The organism is Rhizobium sp. YTUHZ045, from assembly GCF_051124255.1.
In the GTDB taxonomy this organism is placed as follows: Bacteria; Pseudomonadota; Alphaproteobacteria; order Rhizobiales; family Rhizobiaceae; genus Rhizobium.
This window is the reverse complement of sequence record NZ_CP101432.1, coordinates 24,123-42,786: the sequence shown is the minus strand read 5'-3', so window position 1 is coordinate 42,786 and position 18,664 is coordinate 24,123. Positions and strand designations below refer to the sequence as shown.

The window sequence follows — 18,664 nt, the reverse complement described above, 5'->3', positions numbered from 1 at the left end:
GTATTCGCTGCGCTTCCATACCTCGCCGTCAGTCACAGTTATGTGGTGATAATCGGCTGCATGCGCAGGCGTCCGAGAAGTTGAAATAACGCCCGCGCCGGCGCGCAGTTGATCCGGGCTGGTTTTCTGGGCTACTGCATAATTCAAACATATCCACGACAGAGACGCGGAAGAGCACGTTGAAACAAAGAGAGCGCCGGCCGGGCCAGAAGAAAACATCAGGTCCCGCCGGTGAAAGCCGCAGAGACAATCGGGCCGGCCGAGCACCGAAGCCCGTGGCACGTCCCGCGGCCACACGCGATACGGTTCGCGACACTGCGCCGGCCGCGGTTTCGCGCCCGCTTATGACGCGCAGCGGCGATCGGCCGGCGGAGCGCGTGCCGGTCATTCTCGAATCGCTCGGCGCCGGCGATTTCCACCTGATCGACAGCGGCGACGGCCAGAAGCTGGAGCAATATGGCCCCTACCGCATCATCCGCCCGGAAGCTCAGGCGCTGTGGCGGCCTTCGCTGGCGCCGCAGATCTGGGAGAAGGTGGATGCCGTGTTCACCGGCGATACCGACGAGGAAGGCACCGGCCGCTGGCGCTTCCCGAGGGAGGCGCTCGGCGAAACCTGGCCGCTCAACCTGCTCGGCGTCGATTTCCTCGGCCGCTTCACCTCGTTCCGTCACGTCGGTGTCTTTCCCGAGCAGATCGTCCATTGGAGCTGGATGAAGGAGGCTGTCGAAAAGGCCGGCCGACCGCTGAAAGTGCTGAACCTCTTCGGTTATACCGGTGTCGCGTCGCTGGTCGCCGCCGCTGCCGGCGCCGAGGTCACCCATGTCGACGCGTCGAAGAAGGCGATCGGCTGGGCGCGCGAGAACCAGGCGCTCGGGCGCATGGAGAAGCTGCCGATCCGCTGGATCTGCGAGGATGCGATGAAATTCATCCTGCGCGAGGAACGCCGCGGCAGCCAATACGACATCATCCTGACGGACCCGCCGAAATTCGGCCGCGGCCCCAACGGCGAAGTCTGGCATCTCTTCGAGCATCTGCCGCTGATGCTCGATGTCTGCCGCGAAATCCTCTCCCCGAGGGCAGTCGGCCTGGTGCTGACGGCCTATTCGATCCGCGCCAGCTTCTATTCGATCCACGAACTGATGCGCGAAACGATGCGCGGCGCCGGCGGCGCGGTCGAATCCGGCGAGCTGGTAATCCGCGAGGCAGGTCTCGACGGCAAAACGCCAGGCCGCGCGCTTTCCACATCCCTCTTTTCCCGCTGGGTGCCGCAATGAGCAAGGACTTCCACGATCAGGGGCCGCGCAGGGTCGGGCAGGTGAAGGAAGTCACCTCGCTGGCCAATCCGATCATCAAGGATATCAAGGCGCTGACGAACAAGAAGTCGCGGGAGGAAAGCGGGACTTTCCTCGCCGAAGGGCTGAAGCTCGTTATCGATGCGATCGAGCTCGGCTGGACGATCCGCACGCTGGTCTATGCGAAGGCCGCCAAGGGTAAGCCGCTGGTCGAGCAGATGGCGGCAAGGACCGTCGCCTCGGGCGGGCTGGTGCTCGAAGTCAGCGAAAAGGTCATTGCCTCGATCACCCGGCGCGACAACCCGCAAATGGTCGTCGGCATCTTCGAGCAGCGCTGGACGCCGCTCAAGGGCATCCGGCCGCAGGAGGGTGAGACGTGGGTGGCGCTGGACCGCGTGCGCGATCCGGGCAATCTCGGCACCATCATCCGCACCGCCGATGCCGCGGGCGCGGCCGGCATCATTCTCATCGGCGAGACGACCGATCCCTTCTCGCTGGAGACCGTGCGGGCAACCATGGGCTCGGTCTTCGCCGTTCCGGTCGCGCGAACGACGCCGGAGGAGTTCCTGGCCTGGCGGAAGTCGGCCGGCGTTTCCATCGTCGCCACCCATCTGGCCGGCGCGGTCGATTATCGCACGATCGACTACCGGAAAAAGCCCACGGTCCTCCTGATGGGCAACGAACAATCCGGCCTGCCGGACCAGCTCGCCCGGGAAGCCGATGCGCTTGTCCGCATTCCGCAGCAGGGCCGCGCCGACTCTCTCAACCTCGCCGTTGCCACCGCCGTCATGCTTTTCGAGGCGCGCCGCCATCTCCTCTCACTTACCGAGGGCAAATGACCGAACCGACGCATGCACGCCCCGCGCTGTTTTCGCGGCCGGCGCCGATCCTCTTCTTCATCCTCTTCGCCGTTCTGATCGACCAAGTCGTCAAGGTCGCCGTCGATCATTACCTGCCGCTGCAGGAAGCCGTGCCCGTCATTCCGATGCTGGCGCTCTACCGCACCTATAATCTCGGCGTCGCCTTTTCGATGCTGGAGGGTATGGACGGCTGGTTCATCGTCGGCATGCGGCTCGTTATCGTCGCCTTCGTGATCTGGCTGTGGTACCGCACGGCAAAAGACCGCTGGCTCGCGCATCTCGGCTACGCGCTGATCATTGCAGGCGCGATCGGCAATCTTGTGGATCGCTTCGCCTACGGACATGTGATCGACTACATCCTCTTCTACACCGAAAGCTGGTCTTTCGCCGTGTTCAATCTCGCCGACAGTTTCATCACCATCGGCGCCGGATGCGTGATCCTCGAGGAACTGCTGCTGCCGAAAAAGGCCGGCCGCTAAAATCTTATCGAATTCCTGAAGGCATTCGGAACAAGCCTCATGTTATCCAGATACCATGCAGAGCCTGGGACAGTTGCAGGAAAGATTGTCCGCCGCCTTCGGCGGAACCGCCGTCAAGCCGCATCAGGAGCGGACGGAGGAACCCTCTCCGCGTGCCGGCGCATCGACAGCGCGCACGGGGGCTGCTCCCCTATCAGGGCCTGCGGCGACGCGGCGCCTGCTGTTTTACTGGCTGAGCGGCGCCGGCTTTCTGGCCGCCATGATCCTGACGCTGCTCGCCCATGCCGGCGAGCCGCTGCTCCTTTCGGGCGGTCTCGTTGCTCTCGGCCTTGCCGTCATCGCCTGTTACGCCGTGCTGATGGTACGCCGGCAGAGAAGCAGGCAGCCCGCCGGTCGATCCGCTCCGAACGGCGATGATGGCGCGAAGCTCTTCGCCGAGGTGCATGACGTGCTCGGCGACATCACCCTCACCCGCGCCATGGATCGTCGCATCATCTCGGCCAACGACACCTTTCGCCGTCTGACCGGCCGGCTGCACCCGGAAGGGCGGACCTGCGAAGAGATCGGGATTGCCTTCCGCCCCGGCCCGATCCCGCACTGCTACGACGTCGAGATATCGACGCCGGAAGGCCAGCGTATTTTCCTGTGGCGCGACGTGGTCACCCGCGATCCGGGCAGCGGCCACCTGCTGCTGCAGAGTGTTGCCCGTGATGTGACGGAGGAGCGGCTCGTCGCGCAGAGCCGCGAGTCGGCCCGCCAGAAAGCCGAGTATAACAGCGCCGCGAAATCCCGATTGCTTGCAACCGTAAGCCACGAGGTGCGCACGCCGCTTTCCGGCATTCTCGGCATGACGCACCTGCTTGCGGAAACGCGGCTGACGCAGGAACAGCAGAATTATCTCGCCAACATCCGCCAATCCGGCCACGCCTTGACGCAGCTTGTCGAGGATCTGCTCGATTTTTCCACCATCGAAGTCGGCCGTTTCGAGCTTCACCCGCGCTCGGAATCGCTGCGGAAGCTTCTGGAAAGCGTCGTCGAAATGCTCGCCCACCGGGCGCATGAAAAGGGGATCGAGATCGGCGCCACCGTGTCGTCAGACGTTCCGGAGAAAATGAGCTTCGATGCGGCGCGGCTGCGCCAGGTTCTGTTCAACGTAATCGGCAATGCTGTCAAATTCACGCAGGCCGGCGGCGTTTTCATCCGCGTATCGCTCGATGCCGGCAACCTGCTGATTACCGTCACCGACACGGGTCCGGGCATGACGGCGGAGGAGCTGGCGCGCGTCTTCGGCGAGTTCGAACAAGGTGGAAACGTTGCCGACAAGAGCGGCGGCACCGGGCTCGGCCTTGCCATCTCCGCCCGCATCATGCGCGAATTCGACGGCGCCTTGACGGTCACCAGCGAAAAGGGCAAAGGCAGCACATTCACCATACGCTTCCCGATTGAACTCGACAGCGAGCGCTCCGAACGGCGAAACACGCTGCTTGCCGGCAACAGCGTCGTGCTGCTGGCGCCGGCAGGGGCGGCCCGCTCCGCCATTGCCGAAACGATCACCGTGCTCGGCGGCACCTGCCATCTTGTCGACAGCGGCGAGGCTGCGCGCGCGAAGCTGCTCGGAATGGCAAGCGGCAGCCGCCGGCCGACCGATATTATCGTCGATCATCGCATGTCGGCGGAATTTTCAGCGCATCTCGCCGATCGCGCCGAAATCGCTGCCCTTGGCCTGCGCAAGGTCCTGCTCGTCAATCCCGAAGAGCGCAGCGCCCATCCGCTTGACCTGTTCGATGCCTGGCTCATCCGGCCGCTGCGCGAACAGTCGCTGATCGATGTGCTGCGCGGGCGCATGCGCGGCATGGAGAAGCGCGACGCGCTGAACGACAACCAACCGGGTTTCGGCCTGCCGATGACCGAGACCGTGGTTGCCGCACACGGGCTGCGCATCCTGCTCGGAGAGGACGATCCGATCAATGCGATGCTGGTGCGCGTCATGCTCGAAAAGGGCGGACACAAGGTGCACCATGTCCAGGATTTCGAGACACTCCTCGATTGCGCCCTCGGCGAGGCGAACGCCCGGCCCGAGATCATCATCAGCGATCTGTCGATGCCCGGCGGCAACGGCATCGACATGCTGGGGCGGCTGCGCGGCCACGAAAGGCGGCTCGATCTTGACCCGGTGCCGGTGATCGTGCTCACCGCCGACAAGAGCGACGAGTCGCGCCGCCAAGTCTTGCTCAATGGCGCCAACCGCGTCATGGTAAAGCCGGTCGACCCGGTGCGGCTGCTGACGGAAGTTCAGGCGGTCGCCGCGCTTTCCGCCCGCCGGGCAGAGGCGCGGTAGGTCGCTGGATTGACTGCGCAGGCTGCTTGCGCCGGGAAATTCAATATGTCACTTTCCTGTCGCACAGAAGTGTTTTATGGCGTCGATAAGCCGGCAACGGGAGAATCGCCATGTCCTCCATCGACATCCTGAATCGTGACGTCACCGCGGAGGCTGCACGGCCGTCGACGGCTGCGCAGCAAGACGGCGACATCCTCGGCCGGATCGGTAATCTCGAAACCCGCCTTGCCCGCACGGCACGCGAGATCGATGCGGCCCAGGCCGTGCGCTACCGCGTCTTCGTCGAAGAAATGAAGGCGCAACTGCCGCCGGAAGCCATGCGGCGCGAACGCGATTTCGATGCCTATGACGCTTTCTGCGACCATCTTCTCGTTCTCGACCGCTCGCTCGAGGGTGATGCGGAAGACCAGATAGTCGGCACCTACCGGCTGCTGCGCCAGGATGTCGCGATCGCCAATGGCGGTTTTTACTCGGCTTCCGAATTCGAAATCGAGAGCCTCCTCGCCAGGCATCCGGACAAGCGTTTCATGGAACTCGGACGCTCCTGTGTGCTGCCGGAATACCGAACCAAACGCACCGTCGAGCTTCTGTGGCAGGGCAATTGGGCTTATGCATTGAAGCACGGCATGAGCGCCATGTTCGGCTGCGCCTCGTTCCCCGGCGTCTATCTCGAAAGCCACGCACTGGCGCTGTCCTTCCTCTACCACAATGTGCTGGCGAAGGACGAATGGGCCATCGGCGCACTGCCGCACCTCGCCCGCAACATGGATCTGATGCCGGCCGAGGCCGTCAACCCGAAGCGGGCGCTGATGGCCTTGCCGCCGCTGATCAAGGGCTACCTCAGACTCGGCGCGATGGTCGGCTCCAGCGCCGTCATCGATCATGCCTTCAACACGACCGACGTGCTGATCGTGCTGCCGATCTCCAGCATTTCCGACCGCTACCTGAACTACTACGGCGCCGACGCCGGTCGCTTCGCAAGCTGATTGCAGTCAGGCGAAGCAGAGATTGCCAGTGCTGCCCCTCACCCTAACCCTCTCCCCGTTCTGACGGGGAGAGGGGACTTGCCGCACGAGCCGTGGATGAGGCGGAGAGGTCGCGGCATATCCCTTCGCCCCGCAAGCGGGGAGAAGGAGCCGGCAGGCGGATGAGGGGCTGACTCGCCGATCTCCCTGATCACTGAATATCTCGCTGTGCAGGCAGATGGCCTTATGACCCGCCATAGGCGGCGATCGCCGCCATGTTGACGATGTCGCTGTCCTTGGCGCCCATCGAGGTGATCTGCACCGGCTTGTCGAGGCCGACGAGGATCGGGCCGATGACCGTGGAGCCACCGAGTTCCTGCAGCATCTTGGTCGAGATCGAGGCCGAGTGGAAGGCCGGCATGACGAGGACGTTGGCGGGACCGGAGAGCCGGCAGAAGGGATATTGCTCCATCACCTTGCGGTTCAGCGCCACATCGGCCGCCATCTCGCCGTCATATTCGAAATCGACACGGCGCCGGTCGAGGATCTTGACCGCTTCGCGCACCCGCTCGGAGCGCTCACCGGAGGGATGGCCGAAGGTGGAATAGGCCAGCATGGCGACGCGCGGCTGATACCCCATGCGCCGTGCGAGACCGGCAGCTTCTTCGGCGATATCGGCAAGTTCTTCGGCCGTCGGCATGTCATGCACCGCCGTATCGGCGACGAAGACCGTGCGGCCGCGGCAGAGCGCCAGCGACACGCCGATGACGCGGTGGCCGGGCTTCTCGTCGATGCAGCGGCGCACATCTTCGAGCGCGGTGGAATAGTTGCGGGTGATGCCCGTCACCATGCCGTCGGCGTCGCCGAGCGCCACCATGGTGGCAGCGAAGTGGTTACGGTCGTTGTGGATCAGGCGCTGGGCATCGCGGTGGAGGTAACCGCTCCGCTGCAGCCGGGCATAGAGGTAATCGATATAGGCTTCGACCCGGGTGGAGATGCGGGCATTGACGATTTCGAAGCCGGGCCGGTTGAGGTCGATGCCGGCGCGCTCCGCCGTCGCCCGGATCAGATCCTCGCGGCCGAGCAGGATGGCGGTGCCGAGCTGCTGGTTGGCGTAGGACATGGCGGCGCGCAGCACCTGTTCTTCCTCGGCCTCGGCAAAGACGATCCGCTTCGGGCGGCGGCGGACACGTTCGTAGAGGCTGGCAAGCGTCGAGGCGATCGGATCGCGGCGCGCCGAAAGCTCCCGAGCGTAACCCGCCATGTCGGTGATGATTTTGCGGGCGACGCCGCTTTCGATCGCGGCCTCCGCGACCGCCACCGGAATTGCCGAGATCAGGCGCGGGTCGAAGGGAACGGGAATAATATATTGGGGCCCGAAACGCGGCCGGTTGCCCTGGTAGGCGGCGACCACGTCATCCGGCACGTCCTCACGGGCAAGGTTTGCCAGCGCCTTGACGGCGGCGATCTTCATCGCGTCGTTGATCGTGGAGGCGCGCACATCGAGGGCGCCGCGGAAGATATAGGGAAAGCCGAGAACGTTGTTGACCTGGTTGGGGTAGTCCGAGCGGCCCGTTGCCATGATGGCGTCGTCGCGGATGCGGGCGACCTCCTCGGGGGTTATCTCGGGATCGGGATTGGCCATGGCGAAGATGATCGGCCGGTCGGCCATCGAACGGATCATCGCGGCCGAGAAGGCGCCTTTCTGCGACAGGCCGAAAATCACATCGGCGCCGTTCATCGCCTCTTCGAGCGTGCGCGCGTCGGTTTTTGCCGCATGCGCGGATTTCCACTGATTCATGCCCTCGGTGCGGCCCTGGTAGATGACGCCCTTGGTATCGCAGAGGATGATATTTTCGGGCGCAAAGCCCATCGCCTTGATGAGTTCGACGCAGGCGATCGCCGCAGCGCCGGCGCCATTGCAGACGAGCTTCGTCGTCTTCAGGTCGCGGCCGGTCAGTTCCAGCGCGTTGATCAGGCCGGCGGCGGCGATGATCGCCGTGCCGTGCTGGTCGTCATGGAAGACCGGAATGTCCATCAGCTCGCGCAGCCGGCTCTCGATCACAAAGCAGTCCGGCGCCTTGATATCCTCAAGATTGATGCCGCCGAAGGAGGGGCCCAGGAAGCGGACGCAGTTGATGAACTCGTCGACATTTTCCGTGTCGATTTCGAGGTCGATGGAATCGACGTCGGCGAAGCGCTTGAAGAGCACCGACTTGCCCTCCATGACCGGCTTGGAGGCAAGCGCACCGAGATTGCCAAGACCGAGAATGGCAGTGCCGTTTGATATGACGGCGACCATGTTGCCGCGCGCCGTATAGTCATAGGCGGTCTGCGGATCGGCGGCGATCGCCTTGACCGGAACGGCGACACCCGGGGAATAGGCAAGCGAGAGGTCGCGCTGCGTCGCCATCGGCTTGGTCGGGTTGATCTCCAGCTTGCCGGGGCGGCCCATGGCGTGAAAATCGAGCGCCTCCTGATCGGTCACCGAGGTCACCGGCCGGTCCTTCTTATCAATATCGGGCATAAATCCTCCAACGTCCTGTGGGCGACGCTTCGCTCTTCCTCAAATGCAGTTGTCATCTATAGCGGCGCGCGGATAGGGTTGGCACCTGTTTTTTGGGAAAAACTGCGCCTCCGTGAACGCACGAATAGACATTGGGAATGAAGCCTTTTCGGCTGCCGAGCTCGCCACGGCGGAAAGCCGCGCCTCCGCGACGCCGATGATGGAGCAATATATCGAGATCAAGGCGAACAATCCGGGTTCGCTGCTGTTCTATCGCATGGGCGACTTCTACGAGCTCTTCTTCGAGGATGCGCTGGAAGCCTCCCGCGCGCTCGGCATCACGCTGACGAAGCGCGGCCAGCACATGGGCCAGGATATCCCGATGTGCGGCGTGCCCGTGCATGCGGCCGACGACTATCTGCAGAAGCTGATTTCGCTCGGCTTCCGGGTGGCCGTCTGCGAACAGATCGAGGATCCGGCCGAAGCGAAAAAACGCGGTGGCAAATCGGTCGTCAAGCGTGACGTGATCCGCCTCGTCACGCCCGGCACGATCACCGAGGAGAAGCTGCTTTCACCCTCGGAATCCAACTATCTGATGGCGCTTGCCCGCATCCGCGGCGGCGCCGAGCCGCAGCTGGCGCTCGCCTGGATCGATATTTCCACAGGCGTCTTCCGGCTTGCCGAGACGGAAGCCTCGCGGCTGCTTGCCGATATACTGCGCATCGATCCGCGCGAATTGATTCTGCCCGACACGATCTTCCACGATGCCGAGCTCAAGCCGGTCTTCGACGTGCTTGGCCGCACGGCGGTGCCACAGCCTTCCGTGCTCTTCGACAGCGCCAGCGCCGAAGGCCGGATCGCACGCTATTTCGGCGTCTCGACGCTTGACGGCTTCGGCAGCTTCTCGCGCGCCGAGCTGGCGGCGGCCGCAGCCGCCGTCGCATATGTCGAGAAGACGCAGATCGCCGAGCGGCCGCCGCTTGGCCAGCCGGAGCGGGAAAGTGCGGCATCGACGCTCTTCATCGATCCTGCCACGCGCGCCAATCTGGAACTCGCCCGCACGCTGTCGGGCGACCGCAACGGCTCGCTCCTGAAGGCGATCGACCGCACCGTCACCGGCGGCGGCGCGCGGCTCCTCGCCGAACGGCTGATGTCGCCGCTCACCGATCCTGCCCGCATCAATGCGCGGCTCGATTCGATCGGCTTTCTGATCGACGAGCCTTCGCTCTGCGGCCATTTGCGCGACACGCTGAAACATGTGCCCGATATGCCCCGCGCGCTCTCGCGCCTGGCGCTCGACCGCGGCGGGCCGCGCGATCTCTCGGCGATCCGCCAGGGGCTTCAAGCAGCAACCGAACTTGCCGGGATGCTGGCAAAGGCGATGCTGCCCGAAGAACTCGGCGAGGCGCTGGCCGGCCTGAAAGCCCTACCCGCCAACCTCGAAAGACTGCTTGCCGAGACGCTCGCCGATGAATTGCCGCTGTTGAAGCGCGACGGCGGCTTCCTGCGCGATGGCGCGAGCGCCGAGCTCGACGAGGTCCGGGCGCTGCGCGACCAGTCGCGCCGCGTCATCGCCGGGCTGCAGCTGCAATATGCCGAGGAGACCGGCATCCGGTCGCTGAAAATCAAGCACAACAATATCCTCGGCTATTTCATCGAGGTGACCGCCGGCAATGCCGCCCCGATGACGGACACGGCCGAAGCGAAGGCTCGCTTCATCCACCGCCAGACGATGGCGAGCGCCATGCGCTTCACCACGACCGAACTTGCCGATCTCGAAAGCCGCATCGCCAATGCCGCCGATCGGGCGCTGACGATCGAACTCGAGGCCTTCGACAGAATGACGGCGGCCGTCGTTGCTGAAGCCGAGAAGATCAAGGCGGGCGCCAGGGCGCTTGCGGTGATCGACGTCGCCGCAGGACTGGCGCTGCTTGCCGAAGAGCAGGCCTATTGCCGGCCGCAGGTCGACGGCTCGAAGATGTTTGCAATCGAAGGCGGGCGCCATCCGGTCGTCGAGCAGGCGCTGCGCCGGCAGGCGGGCGGCCCCTTCGTCGCCAACAATTGCGATCTGTCGCCGAAGACCGGCGACAAGGATGGGGCGATCTGGCTGCTGACCGGCCCGAACATGGGCGGCAAATCGACCTTCCTGCGCCAGAACGCCTTGATCGCGATCCTGGCGCAGATGGGCTCCTTCGTGCCGGCGACATCGGCCCATATCGGCGTCGTCGACCGTCTGTTCTCGCGCGTCGGCGCCTCCGACGATCTGGCGCGCGGACGCTCCACCTTCATGGTCGAGATGGTGGAAACGGCTGCCATTCTCAACCAGGCGAGCGACCGCTCCCTCGTCATCCTCGACGAAATCGGCCGCGGCACCGCCACCTTCGACGGTCTGTCGATCGCCTGGGCGGCCGTCGAGCACCTGCATGAGGCCAATCGCTGCCGCGGCCTCTTCGCCACGCATTTCCACGAGCTGACCGTGCTGTCGGAAAAGCTTGGCCGGCTATCGAACGCCACGATGCGCGTCAAGGAATGGGACGGCGATGTCATCTTTCTCCACGAGGTCGGGCCGGGTGCGGCCGACCGTTCCTACGGCATCCAGGTCGCCCGCCTCGCCGGGCTTCCGGCCTCGGTCGTGGCGCGGGCCCGCGACGTGCTCACCCGTCTCGAAGATGCCGACCGCAAGAACCCGGCGAGCCAGCTGATCGACGATCTGCCGCTCTTCCAGGTGGCGGTGCGCCGTGAGGACACGGCCCGCGGCCCCTCCAAGGTCGAAGAGGCGCTGAAGGCGATGATCCTCGACGACATGACGCCGCGCGAGGCGCTGGATGCGCTTTACGATCTCAAGAAAAAGTTGAAATAGGAGCGCAGTCCATGTTCATGGAGAAGCTGGTTCGCGAAACCGAGCGCCTCTCGCTCATCTGCTCCATGCTCGACACGATGCGGCGCGCCGACAAAGACCGCAACGCGCGCGGCTGGACATCGCCGATCGGCCTGCTGAAAATCACGCGCTCCTGCGCTATGATATCCGAACTCGGAACGTCGATCGCCAAGGCGGGCTACCGCGAGTGCGACAGGGCGACGCTCGAGGAGATCCAGCGCGAGACCCGGCAGGTGCTGTATTCGCTGCATGCGCAGGTCGCAGACTAAGGCTTTACGGAAAGCCGCCGCTTGCGGCAAAGCGTCCCGCATCGCAGCATGGCAACACCATTTCGCCAAATTTAAAGGTTCTTGCAGTATGAAGGCCCGTGTCAATCGCCGGGCAAAGAGGTTATAGCGCATGCAGACGAAACGTGAGGCAAGTCCCGATCAGGCAGCCCGGCATGAACAGGAAACGACCCCTGTAAGCGCAACGCGCAACCTCGATTTCTCGGAGATCCTCGACGCCGAACTCCTGCAGAAGCAGTGCGACGCCGTTGCCGAAGCCAATCGGAACCGACCCGACATCATGCGCGCCGATCTTCTCGCGGCGCTGAAAAAGGCGAGCACGGACGGCCGGCAGAAGGCGCGCGCAGCCCTTGCCGCCGACGGCAGCGGTCTCAATTGCGCCTATCGGATCTCCTGGCTGCAGGACCAGATCATCACCGTCCTCTATAATTTCGCCACCACCCATATCTTTCCGCTGCAGAAGGGCAAATTCGCGGTCACCGCCGTCGGCGGCTATGGCCGCGACACGCTGGCGCCGGGCTCCGATATCGACCTGCTCTTCCTCTTCCCGCCCCGGCCGGCGGAGGAGACGCACAAGGCGGTCGAATTCATGCTCTACGTGCTCTGGGACATGGGCTTCAAGGTCGGCCACGCCACCCGCACGGTGGAGGAATGCATCGCGCTTTCCAAGTCGGACATGACGATCCGTACCGCGATCCTCGAGATGCGTTATATTTGCGGCCTGCAGCGGCTGGAAACCGATCTCGAAGCCCGTTTCGACAAGGAGATCGTCACCGGGACCGGGCCTGAATTCATCGCCGCCAAACTAGCAGAACGCGACGAGCGCCACCGCAAGGCGGGCGACACGCGTTACCTCGTCGAGCCGAACGTCAAGGAAGGCAAGGGCGGGCTTCGCGACCTGCACACGCTGTTCTGGATCTCGAAATATTACTACCACGTGCGCGACCAGGCGGAGCTGATCAAGCTCGGCGTCTTGTCGAAACACGAATATCGCCTGCTTGAGAAAGCCGACGATTTTCTCTGGGCGGTGCGCTGCCATATGCACTTCCTGACGGGCAAGGCCGAGGAACGTCTGTCCTTCGACATTCAGCGCGAGATCGCCGAGGCATTCGGCTATCACACCCGCCCTGGCCTTTCGGCGGTCGAGCGCTTCATGAAACACTATTTCCTCGTGGCCAAGGATGTCGGCGATCTCACGCGCATTCTGTGCGCCGCACTCGAAGACCAGCAGGCGAAGTCGATCCCGGGTCTCACCGGCGTCATCAGTCGCTTTACCCATCGCACCCGCAAGATTGCCGGCAGCGTAGAATTCGTCGAAGACCGCGGCCGCATCGCTCTTGCCGACGCCGATGTCTTCAAGCGCGATCCGGTCAGCATCCTCAGGCTCTTCCACGTCGCCGACATCACCGGGCTGGAATTCCATCCGGATGCGCTGAAACGCGTCACCCGCTCACTCGCCCTGATCGACAACAGCTTAAGGGAAAACGACGAGGCGAACCGTCTCTTCATGTCGATCCTGACGTCGAAACGTGACCCTGCGCTGATCCTGCGCCGGATGAACGAGGCCGGCGTGCTTGGCCGTTTCATCCCCGATTTCGGCAAGATCGTCGCGATGATGCAGTTCAATATGTATCATCATTATACGGTCGATGAGCATCTGATCCGCACCGTCGAAGTTCTCTCGGAGATCGACAATTCACGAGCGGAGGACCTGCATCCGCTCGCCAACAAGCTGATCTCGGGAATCGAGGACCGCGAGGCGCTCTATCTCGCCGTTCTCCTCCATGACATCGCTAAGGGCCGCCAGGAGGATCATTCGATTGCCGGCGCCCGCGTCGCCCGCAAGCTCTGCGCCCGCTTCGGCCTCTCGCAGAAGCAGACGGAACTCGTGGTCTGGCTGATCGAGGAACATCTGACGATGTCGATGGTGGCGCAGACCCGCGACCTCACCGATCGCAAGACCATTATCGATTTTGCCGACCGCGTACAGTCGCTCGACCGGCTGAAGATGCTTCTGATCCTGACGATCTGCGACATTCGCGCCGTGGGCCCGGGCGTCTGGAACGGCTGGAAGGGCCAGCTTCTGCGCACGCTCTATTACGAGACCGAGCTGCTGCTGGCCGGCGGCTTTTCGGAGGTGTCCCGCAAGGAGCGGGCCCACGCCGCCGCCGAGGCGTTGCGCGGCGCCCTATCCGACTGGAGCCAGAAGGACCGCAACACCTATACCAAGCTGCATTACCAGCCATACCTGCTCTCGGTGCCGTTGGAAGACCAGCTCCGCCACGCCGATTTCATCCGCCAGGCCGACAAGGCGGGCCAAGCGCTAGCCACGATGGTGCGCACCGACAGTTTCCACGCCATCACTGAGATCACCGTGCTGTCGCCCGACCACCCCCGGCTGCTCGCCGTCATTGCCGGCGCCTGTGCTGCGGCCGGCGCCAACATCGTCGACGCGCAGATCTTCACGACCTCGGACGGACGGGCGCTCGATACGATCCATGTCAGCCGCGAATTTGCCGATGATGCCGACGAACTGCGCCGCGCCGGCACGATCGGGCGGATGATCGAGAACGTGCTGTCCGGCCGCAAGCGCCTGCCCGAGGTTATCGCCACGCGCACGCGTAACCGCAAGAAAAGCAAGGCTTTCGACATTCCGCCTTCGGTCAACATTACCAACAGCCTGTCGAACAAGTTCACGGTCATCGAGGTCGAATGCCTCGACCGGCCGGGCCTGCTGTCGGAGATCACTGCCGTGCTCTCCGATCTGTCGCTCGATATCCAGTCGGCGCGCATCACCACCTTCGGCGAGAAGGTAATCGACACCTTCTACGTCACCGACCTCGTGGGTCAGAAGATATCGGGCGACAGCAAGCGCGCCAATATCACCGCCCGCATGAAGGCCGTGATGGCGGAGGAGCAGGACGAGCTGCGCGAGCGCATGCCCTCCGGCATCATCGCGCCCGCCGCCACCCGAACATCGCCTGCAGCCGAAAAGAAAGCCGATTCCCCCGCATGAGCCCCAAAGCATGAGCCTCGTCAAGAAATTCGCGACCGTCGGCGGCGCCACTCTCGGCAGCCGCATCTTCGGCTTCGCCCGTGAAACGCTGATGGCAGCGGCGCTCGGCACCGGGCCGATGGCCGACGTCTTCTACGCCGCCTTCCGTTTTCCGAACCTCTTCCGCCGGCTGTTTGCCGAAGGCGCCTTCAACGCCGCCTTCGTGCCGCTCTTTGCCAAGGAGATCGAGGCGAACGGCACGGATGGCGCCAAGCGCTTTTCGGAAGAAGTCTTCGGCGTGTTGTTTTCGGTGCTGCTCCTCATCACCATCGTGATGGAGCTTGCCATGCCGCTCTTGGTGCGCTTCATCATCGCGCCGGGCTTTGCCGACGATGCCGAGAAATTCTCGATCACGATCCGCATGGCGGCCGTGATGTTTCCCTATCTGATGTGCATGTCGCTGACGGCGATGATGAGCGGCATGCTGAATTCGCTGCATCATTTCTTCGCCGCCGCCGTCGCCCCCGTCTTCCTCAACATGGTGATGATCGGAGCGCTGTTTTATTCGCTCTATACCGGCGCCGATCCGCTCGCGACGGCCTGGTATCTCTCCTGGGGCGTTCTTGCCGCCGGCGTGCTGCAACTCGCCGTCGTCTATGTCGGCGTGCTGGCAGCCGGCATGAGCATCGGCCTGCGCTTCCCGAAGATGACTGCGAATGTCAAGCGGCTGCTGATCCTTGCGGTGCCCGCCGCCGTGACAGGCGGCATCACTCAGATCAACCAGTTGATCGGCCAGGCGATCGCCTCCTCCCGCGACGGCGCGATCGCCGCGCTGCAGTATGCCGACCGCATCTATCAGCTGCCGCTCGGCGTCGTCGGCGTCGCCGTCGGCGTGGTGCTGCTGCCGGAGCTTGCCCGGGCGCTGAAGGGCGGGGCGCTGCGCGAAGCGGCAAACCTGCAGAACCGCTCGATCGAATTCGTGCTGTTCCTGACCATCCCCGCCGCTTTCGCGCTCTGGATACTCTCCGACGAAATCATCCGGGTGCTCTACGAACGTGGCGCCTTTCATCAGGAAAACACCGCCGTCGTCGGCTCGATCCTGGCGATCTACGGCATCGGCCTGCCCGCGTTTGTGTTGATCAAGGCGCTGCAGCCGGGCTTTTATGCCCGCGAGGACACCAAGACGCCGATGCGCTTCTCGGCGATCGCAGTGGGGACCAACTGCGCGACGGCGCTGACCCTGTTCCCCTTTATGGGCGCGCCCGGCATCGCCGTCGCCGAAGCCACCGCCGGCTGGATCAGCACGCTTTTGCTGTTCACCACGCTTTTGCGCCGCGGCCATCTGACCTGGGAATGGGCGCTGGCAAAACGCGCCGCCCTGCTGATCGTCGCCTCGGCCGTCATGGGCGCGGCAATCGTCTTCCTCAAGCAATATTGGGCGCCGTGGCTCGCCTCCGGCGCGCCGCTTCTGACCAAGGTCGGTACGCTGGGGCTGCTGATCGCAATCGCAATGCTCATCTATTTCGCCGCCGCCTTCCTGATCGGCGGAGCCGACCTCGGCATGATTCGGCGCAACCTGAACCGCAAGCCGGTGCCGGCGAAGGATGCACAAAGCTAGTTGATTGCCGAGAAAGCCCCTCATCCGGCTGCCGCCACCTTCTCCCCGTTCTGACGGGGAGAAGGGACTTGCCGCGCCGCCGCGCCTCTCTCAGGCCTCTCGTAGGCACGTCCCCTCGCCCCGTTTACGGGGAGAGGGTTAGGGTGAGGGGCAAAAGTAGCCGGCGCAAACCTGACCGCCGTGGCACACCCCTCGCAAACCTTGCTCTCTCGCTTAGCAATCGACCCATCGCCGTTGCGGGCCGACATCGACATGAATGATGCCGTTGCAGTAGCTGCCGATGCCGCCGATGCCTGGAGCTGTCTTGGCGGCAGCAATGATGGTTCGTTCCGAGAGGCCCGGCACCCGGATATCGGCCGCCAGGCATTTTCCATGCAGGGAGCCATGACGGCGGGGATGTGGCCGGAGGCCGGAGGTAACGATCGGGCGGCGTCCGGTCTTTGCGGCGATATGCGAGAGGATCGCTCGCAGGCGCTCTGGAAAACAGCCGGCGCGCACGCTGACGGTCTGAACCGCATAGGCGAGTCGCGTCTCATGCTTGGGAAGATGAACGGCCGGTCTCTTGCTGTCTTGACCGACGGCGTCGGTTGCGGATTGTAGGGCGAAAAGGCCTGCCATGACGAGCAAACGGGTGTTCTGCATGGTCCCCTCCGGGCGGTTGGCCTGGCGACTGACGGGCCGCCAGTGTGCGGAGAGGATTTTCAGTTCAATAAAAGCTTTTCTGTGAAATTTTATACTCAATTTGAACTAAGGACGCTGATCAATTCGGCTTAAAAATGAGCATCCTTCGCGTTCTAGATGGAATAAACATCCAAACATGGGAGATCACATGACTGTCCAGTCTCTTTTTCTCGTCACGCTCGTCGTTGACGATTACGACCGCGCCAAAGGCTTCTATTGCGGCACCCTCGGTTTCGATTGCCTTCAGGACGAGCCCCAGCCGGAGGGCAAACGCTGGGTGGTCGTGAAGCCGAAAGGCGGGGATGGCGCAGCCTTTCTGCTGGCGCAGGCGGCAAACCAGACGCAGCGCGCGGCGATCGGCAACCAGACGGGTGGCCGCGTCGGCTTCTTCCTGAAGACCGACGATTTCGCCCGCGATTATGCCGCGATGCTCGGCGCCGGAGTGCGCTTTCTGGAGGAGCCCAGGCATGAGGTCTACGGCACGGTCGCCATCTTTACGGATCCTTACGGCAATACCTTCGACCTGATCCAGCATGCCGCAGCCCGAACCACTTGATTGCGACGGGTTGCCCGTGCATAAGCCGCGGCGTTAGCAACATGGGCGAACAGCCCTGGGGCCCTCCACCAGCCTATTGAGGACGACATGAGCGAATTCCAAAAACTCGTATTCTCCGGCGTGCAGCCGACCGGCAATCTGCATCTCGGCAACTATCTCGGTGCGATCCGCCGCTTCGTGGCGCTGCAGGAAGGCAATGACTGCATCTACTGCGTCGTCGACATGCATGCACTCACCGCCCAGCTGGTGCACGAGGACATGCCGAGCCAGACGCGCTCGATCGCCGCTGCCTTCATCGCCGCCGGCATCGATCCGGAAAAGCACATCGTCTTCAATCAGTCGGCCGTGCCGCAGCATGCGGAACTTGCCTGGATCTTCAACTGTGTCGCGCGCATCGGCTGGATGAACCGCATGACGCAGTTCAAGGACAAGGCCGGCAAGGACCGCGAGCAGGCTTCGCTCGGTCTCTACGCCTATCCGAGCCTGATGGCGGCCGACATCCTCGTCTACCGCGCCACCCATGTGCCCGTGGGCGAGGACCAGAAGCAGCATCTGGAGCTTGCCCGCGACATCGCCATGAAGTTCAACCTCGATTATGCCGAGCATATTCGCAAGAGCGGCTACGGCATCGACATCACCGTCGGCGACGAGCCGGTGCATGCCTATTTCCCGATGGTCGAACCGCTGATCGGCGGACCGGCGCCGCGCGTCATGTCGCTTCGCGACGGCACCAAGAAAATGTCGAAATCCGATCCCTCCGACCTCTCGCGCATCAATCTGATGGACGACGAAGAGGCGATCTCCAAGAAGATCCGCAAGGCCAAGACCGATCCGGACGGTTTGCCGAGCGAGGTCGACGGGCTGCAGGGCCGTCCGGAAGCCGACAATCTGGTGGCGATCTATGCCGCGCTGGCCGACAAATCGAAGGCCGAGGTGCTTACCGAATTCGGCGGCCAGCAATTCTCGGTCTTCAAGCCGGCGCTGGTCGATCTCGCCATCCATGTGCTGGCGCCGATCACCGGCGAGATGCGCCGGCTGATGGACGATACCAGCCATATCGACGCGATCCTGCGCAAGGGCGGCGAACGCGCCAGGGAGCGCGCCGAAGTGACGATGAAGCAGGTGCGCGACGTCATCGGCTTCCTGTACTGAGACAACGCCCCTGTCCTTCGGGGAACAAGGGAATCCCCAGAGGCAGAGGCGCCAAAA

The 18,664-nt window shown here is 63.6% G+C and carries 13 protein-coding genes; 11 read left to right on the top strand and 2 right to left on the bottom strand.

The genetic code is table 11. The features are described 5' to 3' along the window. Positions 1-179: 179 nt before the first annotated feature. The 5 genes from NMA58_RS00200 (at position 180) to NMA58_RS00180 (ending at position 5,955) form a co-directional block, all read left to right on the top strand. Entirely contained in the window at positions 180-1,274 is a 1,095-nt protein-coding gene (locus tag NMA58_RS00200) for a class I SAM-dependent methyltransferase (RefSeq protein WP_434711930.1), read from the top strand. Further along, entirely contained in the window at positions 1,271-2,131 is an 861-nt protein-coding gene (locus NMA58_RS00195; protein ID WP_434711929.1) for a TrmH family RNA methyltransferase, read from the top strand. The genes NMA58_RS00200 and NMA58_RS00195 overlap by 4 nt, the downstream gene beginning before the upstream one ends. Continuing rightward, the gene (gene lspA / locus NMA58_RS00190) at positions 2,128-2,631 is read left to right on the top strand and encodes a signal peptidase II (protein ID WP_064800454.1); all 504 of its coding nucleotides are present in this window, start codon (positions 2,128-2,130) and stop codon (positions 2,629-2,631) included. Before NMA58_RS00195 ends, lspA begins: the two co-directional genes overlap by 4 nt. Before the next feature lie 55 nt (positions 2,632-2,686). Then, a complete protein-coding gene (locus NMA58_RS00185; RefSeq protein WP_434711928.1) occupies positions 2,687-4,969 on the top strand; it encodes an ATP-binding response regulator in 2,283 nt (760 codons plus the stop codon). 110 nt (positions 4,970-5,079) lie between these two features. Beyond that, complete coding sequence (locus tag NMA58_RS00180; protein WP_434711927.1) at positions 5,080-5,955, top strand: GNAT family N-acetyltransferase; 876 nt, start codon at positions 5,080-5,082, stop codon at positions 5,953-5,955. 223 nt (positions 5,956-6,178) lie between these two features. Here NMA58_RS00180 and NMA58_RS00175 read toward each other — a convergent pair whose 3' ends face one another. Then, positions 6,179-8,461, bottom strand: a complete 2,283-nt coding sequence (locus tag NMA58_RS00175; RefSeq protein WP_434711926.1) for an NADP-dependent malic enzyme — start codon at positions 8,459-8,461, stop codon at positions 6,179-6,181. 112 nt (positions 8,462-8,573) lie between these two features. Between NMA58_RS00175 and mutS the strand changes: the two genes are divergently transcribed. From mutS to murJ, 4 genes are all read left to right on the top strand, one after another. Beyond that, complete coding sequence (mutS, locus tag NMA58_RS00170; RefSeq protein WP_434711925.1) at positions 8,574-11,300, top strand: DNA mismatch repair protein MutS; 2,727 nt, start codon at positions 8,574-8,576, stop codon at positions 11,298-11,300. An 11-nt stretch (positions 11,301-11,311) separates the two neighbouring features. Then, on the top strand, positions 11,312-11,587 hold the full coding sequence (locus NMA58_RS00165; protein ID WP_064800449.1) for a hypothetical protein: 276 nt from the start codon (positions 11,312-11,314) through the stop codon (positions 11,585-11,587). 130 nt (positions 11,588-11,717) lie between these two features. Continuing rightward, positions 11,718-14,621: a [protein-PII] uridylyltransferase gene (locus tag NMA58_RS00160; RefSeq protein ID WP_434711924.1), complete on the top strand. Its 2,904-nt coding sequence runs from the start codon at positions 11,718-11,720 to the stop codon at positions 14,619-14,621. A gap of 10 nt (positions 14,622-14,631) precedes the next feature. Then, positions 14,632-16,218: a murein biosynthesis integral membrane protein MurJ gene (gene murJ, locus NMA58_RS00155; RefSeq protein ID WP_434711923.1), complete on the top strand. Its 1,587-nt coding sequence runs from the start codon at positions 14,632-14,634 to the stop codon at positions 16,216-16,218. A 213-nt stretch (positions 16,219-16,431) separates the two neighbouring features. Here the strand turns inward: murJ and NMA58_RS00150 are convergent, their stop codons facing one another. Continuing rightward, a complete protein-coding gene (locus tag NMA58_RS00150; protein WP_085776727.1) occupies positions 16,432-16,860 on the bottom strand; it encodes a YcbK family protein in 429 nt (142 codons plus the stop codon). A 187-nt stretch (positions 16,861-17,047) separates the two neighbouring features. On the opposite strand from NMA58_RS00150, the gene NMA58_RS00145 reads away from it, so the two are divergent. Both NMA58_RS00145 and trpS read left to right on the top strand, forming a co-directional pair. Beyond that, entirely contained in the window at positions 17,048-17,455 is a 408-nt protein-coding gene (locus tag NMA58_RS00145) for a VOC family protein (RefSeq protein WP_434711922.1), read from the top strand. 87 nt (positions 17,456-17,542) lie between these two features. Then, entirely contained in the window at positions 17,543-18,607 is a 1,065-nt protein-coding gene (gene trpS / locus NMA58_RS00140; RefSeq protein ID WP_097599448.1) for a tryptophan--tRNA ligase, read from the top strand. Positions 18,608-18,664: the final 57 nt, after the last annotated feature.

Bases quoted from the DNA above. Each gene is read 5' to 3' on its own strand.
- lspA (WP_064800454.1), top strand. From the start codon at position 2,128: ATGACCGAACCGACGCATGCACGCCCCGCGCTGTTTTCGCGGCCGGCG.
- NMA58_RS00185 (WP_434711928.1), top strand. From the start codon at position 2,687: ATGCAGAGCCTGGGACAGTTGCAGGAAAGATTGTCCGCCGCCTTCGGC.
- NMA58_RS00165 (WP_064800449.1), top strand. From the start codon at position 11,312: ATGTTCATGGAGAAGCTGGTTCGCGAAACCGAGCGCCTCTCGCTCATC.
- murJ (WP_434711923.1), top strand. From the start codon at position 14,632: ATGAGCCTCGTCAAGAAATTCGCGACCGTCGGCGGCGCCACTCTCGGC.
- NMA58_RS00145 (WP_434711922.1), top strand. From the start codon at position 17,048: ATGACTGTCCAGTCTCTTTTTCTCGTCACGCTCGTCGTTGACGATTAC.
- NMA58_RS00160 (WP_434711924.1), top strand. From the start codon at position 11,718: ATGCAGACGAAACGTGAGGCAAGTCCCGATCAGGCAGCCCGGCATGAA.
- NMA58_RS00150 (WP_085776727.1), bottom strand. From the start codon at position 16,860: ATGCAGAACACCCGTTTGCTCGTCATGGCAGGCCTTTTCGCCCTACAA.
- trpS (WP_097599448.1), top strand. From the start codon at position 17,543: ATGAGCGAATTCCAAAAACTCGTATTCTCCGGCGTGCAGCCGACCGGC.
- NMA58_RS00180 (WP_434711927.1), top strand. From the start codon at position 5,080: ATGTCCTCCATCGACATCCTGAATCGTGACGTCACCGCGGAGGCTGCA.
- NMA58_RS00175 (WP_434711926.1), bottom strand. From the start codon at position 8,461: ATGCCCGATATTGATAAGAAGGACCGGCCGGTGACCTCGGTGACCGAT.
- NMA58_RS00195 (WP_434711929.1), top strand. From the start codon at position 1,271: ATGAGCAAGGACTTCCACGATCAGGGGCCGCGCAGGGTCGGGCAGGTG.